The sequence below is a fragment of the Flavobacterium sp. genome (assembly GCF_039930565.1).
Taxonomy (GTDB): Bacteria; Bacteroidota; Bacteroidia; order Flavobacteriales; family Flavobacteriaceae; genus Flavobacterium.
In genome coordinates, this window is the sequence record NZ_JBDTTP010000141.1 from 1 (window position 1) to 3,978 (window position 3,978).

Sequence of the window (3,978 nt, forward strand, 5' to 3'; positions counted from 1 at the left end):
CTACAAACAAAGGATCTATTACATCTGTACAGGCGGTTTACGTTCCTGCGGATGATTTAACGGATCCGGCGCCGGCAACAACATTTGCTCACTTAGATGCAACAACTGTATTGTCTCGTAAAATTGCTGAATTAGGTATTTATCCGGCGGTTGACCCGTTAGATTCTACTTCAAGAATTTTGACTCCTCAAATCTTAGGAAATGAACACTACGACTGTGCACAAAGAGTAAAAGAAATTCTTCAAAAATACAAGCAATTGCAGGATATCATCGCGATTCTGGGTATGGAAGAATTATCTGAAGAAGATAAATTAGCTGTATCAAGAGCACGTCGTGTTCAGCGTTTCTTATCTCAGCCTTTCCACGTAGCGGAGCAATTTACTGGTATTCCCGGAGTTTTGGTTGACATTAAAGATACTATCAAAGGATTCAACATGATTATCGACGGTGAATTAGATCATCTTCCGGAATCAGCTTTCAACCTGAAAGGTTCTATTCAGGAAGCTATCGAAGCTGGAGAAAAAATGTTGGCAGAAATATAATTGGTTGGCAGTTGTTAGTTGGCAGTTGTTAGAAAACAATCATCAACAAACAACGATCAAATAGTAACTAAAAAAATATGATTTTAGAAATAGTATCACCAGAAGCAAAATTATTTTCAGAAGAAGTAACTTCGGTTACATTGCCTGGAGTTGACGGAAGCTTTCAAATATTGAACCACCACGCTCCTATTGTTTCTATTTTAGAAAAAGGAACAATTAAAATTGTAGCTCCAAGCTTTAATTTTACTAAAGAAGTAGCAGGCAAATTCACGAAAGTAAATGAACAAACCTATACTTTGGAAATTGAATCAGGGACTATCGAAATGAAAGACAATAAAATAATTGTTTTAGCAGACTAAGACAATTCAAAATCAATCAAAAGCCAGGCAGTGATGTTTGGCTTTTTTGTTTTAAGGAGCTAAATCCAGCTGTCCGCTATATCTTTGCCTGCCTAAAGAAGGCCGTCAAAGGATACCGCTCCCATCTGGGCTAAAAATCAGGAATTCTAACAAATTAATCTGAAATTCATAACTTTGATTTTATGCAATTACCTGAAAACCTTCTTCAAAAACTCGAAAACAGAAAGCAAAACAATTCGTTAAGACAATTGCCAAGTTTTAACAATCTTATCGATTTTTCCTCAAATGATTATATAGGGTTTTCAAAATCAGAAACCATTTTTAAGCAAGCACATCATTATTTAATCGAAAATGAGATGATCCAGAATGGGGCAACAGGCTCACGGCTAATTTCAGGAAACCATTATTTGTATCAAATTACTGAAAACTTTATAACCGAATTTCATGAAGCTGAATCGGCTTTAATATTTAATTCGGGCTACGATGCCAATCTTGGCTTTTTTAGCGCTCTGCCACAACGAAATGATGTAATTCTGTATGATGAATTAAGTCACGCTTCTATTCGGGACGGAATCACAATGTCAAATGCTAAATCTTATAAATTCAACCACAATGATTTTGAAGATTTGGAGCGTCTAATACAGAAATTCCAAGAAACTACTATTTACATCGTAACGGAAACCGTTTTCTCAATGGATGGCGACAGTCCTAATCTTGAAGAATTAATTATACTATCCGAAAAGTACAATTGCTATCTGATAGTTGATGAAGCGCATACTTTAGGTGTTTTTGGCGAAAAAGGCGAAGGATTAACACAATTTTTAAATTTGCACAATAGAATTTTTGCCAGAATAATGACTTTCGGAAAAGGTCTGGGATGTCATGGTGCTGTTATCCTTGGAACTACAGAACTTAAAGAATATCTGGTCAACTTTGCACGCAGTTTTATTTACACTACAGGATTATCTCCGCACTCTGTTGCTACCATTTTGACAGCCTATCAGCAATTGGAAACAGACTCAGAACCTATCGAAAAACTACGCCAGAATATCGTGCATTTTAATCAGCAAAAAAACTTGTTAGGTCTTAAACCCCTGTTTGTCCGAAGCAAATCAGCCATCCAGTCTGCAATTATTCCTGGGAATGAAAATGTAAAACGGATTGCCCAACAACTTCAGGATAAAGGATTTGATGTAAAACCAATACTTTCACCAACCGTTCCGGAAGGACAGGAACGCCTGCGGTTTTGTATTCATAGTTATAATTCTGAAGAAGAAATCAATAAGGTTCTGGAATTATTACGTGATTTTATATGCTAAATATTTCACTTTTCTCCTTAAAAATCTTTGCCAAATACTGTATTTCCAAGCATCCAGAAAAAAGTTTTTATTTTTTTGTAACGTTTTGATTATTTAATTACTTACGACCCGTAATCAAATAATCAAAAAAATCATGAAAACAATTTCAGCTTCATTAAAAGAAAACATTTACAATTTTATCCTTTTTGCTTCAATTGGATTCGCATTTGCTTTAATAGCTGCGTTTCTAATTAAACTTCTTAGCATTATTATCTTAGGATTTTTAGTCCTTACAATAATAGCCTGGCAGAAAAAATAAAATCCGCAACTCACAAAGGGTTTCAATCATCAATCAATTAATCACAACCATAATCAATCAAAACATGAAAAATTTATTCAAATCAGCAATTACAGCAATCGTAATTCTTTTTAGTTCCGCAACACAATCGCAAACCAAATCGCCAAAACTTGAAAATTCACTTTTGTGGGAGGTTTCAGGAAACGGATTAGAAAAGCCTAGTTATTTATACGGAACAATTCATTCTATCTGTGCAGCAGATTATTTTTTATCAGAGAAAACAAAAAAAGCATTTGATCAATCGGAGAAATTTATTTTAGAAATCAATTTTTCTGATCCCATAGAAATGGCCGATGCACAAAAAATGTCAATGTCTTCAGAACCATTAAGCAAGAAATTGACTCCTGAAGAATTGACCAGATTAGATTCTGTTTTACAAAAAACAACTGGATTAAAAATTCAACAATTGGATAACTTTAGTTTAGCAGCAGTTACCAGTGTAATTGGAATGAAAGCATTTGGCTGCGAAAGTTTAAAATCCTATGAATCAGACTTTATGGATTTGGCAAAAAAAGAAAATAAAAATATTGAGGGTCTGGAGACTGTAAAAGGGCAGATGACCATGTTAGCGAATGCCTATACGGATTCAGAATTAATAAATATGCTGGGAGATCTTAGCGAAAAAGAAACGAGCAAAATGGTAGAAGATTATAAAGCAGAAAATTTGATGAATCTATATAGTGATGTTGCAGATGAAAAAGTAATGAGCGCAAAAGCAAAAAAATGGGTATTAGATGACAGAAATAAGGATTGGGCAAAAAAAATTCCTGAAATGATGAAAAAAGAGAGTTTATTTGTAGCTGTTGGGGTTGGGCATTTAGCAGGGGAATCAGGCGTAATTAATTTATTAAGAAAATCGGGATATACCGTTAAATCTGTAATGAACTAGGGATATTTTGAAACAGAAAGAGCAAGAATTTTTAAATCGGATAGAAAGTCATAAAGGAATATTGTACAAAGTTTCAAAAATGTACATGGACAATTATGATGACCAGCAGGATCTTTTTCAGGAAATTGTCTGTCAGCTTTGGAAATCATATGATACGTTTAGAAATGAAAGTCAGTTTTCAACCTGGATGTATCGTGTGGCTGTCAATACCGCTATCGTTTTTTTAAAGAAGGAAAAACGTAAAATTGATAAATATGAAATTACTTCAGAAAACATTAAGGACGATGATGGTGATTCTCATATAAAAGAAAGTCAGATTGAGCATTTTTATAAAGCGGTTCAAAAATTGGAAAAAATTGATAAAGCCATAATATTCTATCAGCTGGAAGGTTTCTCACATAAAGAAATCGGGGAGAATCTTGGAATTTCTGAAGTAAATGCCAGAGTAAAATTAAACAGGGCAAAAGAAAAATTAAAAGAAATAATTAAAAATCAGGGATATGGATTTTAACGATATACAAAACGCATGGAA

At 34.0% G+C, this 3,978-nt stretch carries 5 protein-coding genes and 1 pseudogene; all 6 read left to right on the forward strand.

The features are described from left to right. A pseudogene (locus ABI657_RS18990) lies at nt 1-542 on the forward strand (F0F1 ATP synthase subunit beta); the annotation flags it as partial. Between the two features lie 77 nt (nt 543-619). Next, the gene (locus ABI657_RS18995; protein ID WP_348098842.1) at nt 620-901 is read left to right on the forward strand and encodes a F0F1 ATP synthase subunit epsilon; all 282 of its coding nucleotides are present in this window, start codon (nt 620-622) and stop codon (nt 899-901) included. Nucleotides 902-1,083: 182 nt separating this feature from the next. Further along, nucleotides 1,084-2,220 carry a pyridoxal phosphate-dependent aminotransferase family protein gene (locus tag ABI657_RS19000; protein ID WP_348098843.1) on the forward strand — a complete coding sequence of 379 codons (1,137 nt, stop codon included), beginning with the start codon at nt 1,084-1,086 and terminating at the stop codon, nt 2,218-2,220. 133 nt (nt 2,221-2,353) lie between these two features. Beyond that, the gene (locus tag ABI657_RS19005; RefSeq protein ID WP_348098844.1) at nt 2,354-2,518 is read left to right on the forward strand and encodes a hypothetical protein; all 165 of its coding nucleotides are present in this window, start codon (nt 2,354-2,356) and stop codon (nt 2,516-2,518) included. Between the two features lie 64 nt (nt 2,519-2,582). Then, entirely contained in the window at nt 2,583-3,446 is an 864-nt protein-coding gene (locus tag ABI657_RS19010; protein WP_348098845.1) for a TraB/GumN family protein, read from the forward strand. Nucleotides 3,447-3,453: 7 nt separating this feature from the next. Beyond that, on the forward strand, nt 3,454-3,957 hold the full coding sequence (locus ABI657_RS19015; RefSeq protein WP_348098846.1) for an RNA polymerase sigma factor: 504 nt from the start codon (nt 3,454-3,456) through the stop codon (nt 3,955-3,957). Nucleotides 3,958-3,978: the final 21 nt, after the last annotated feature.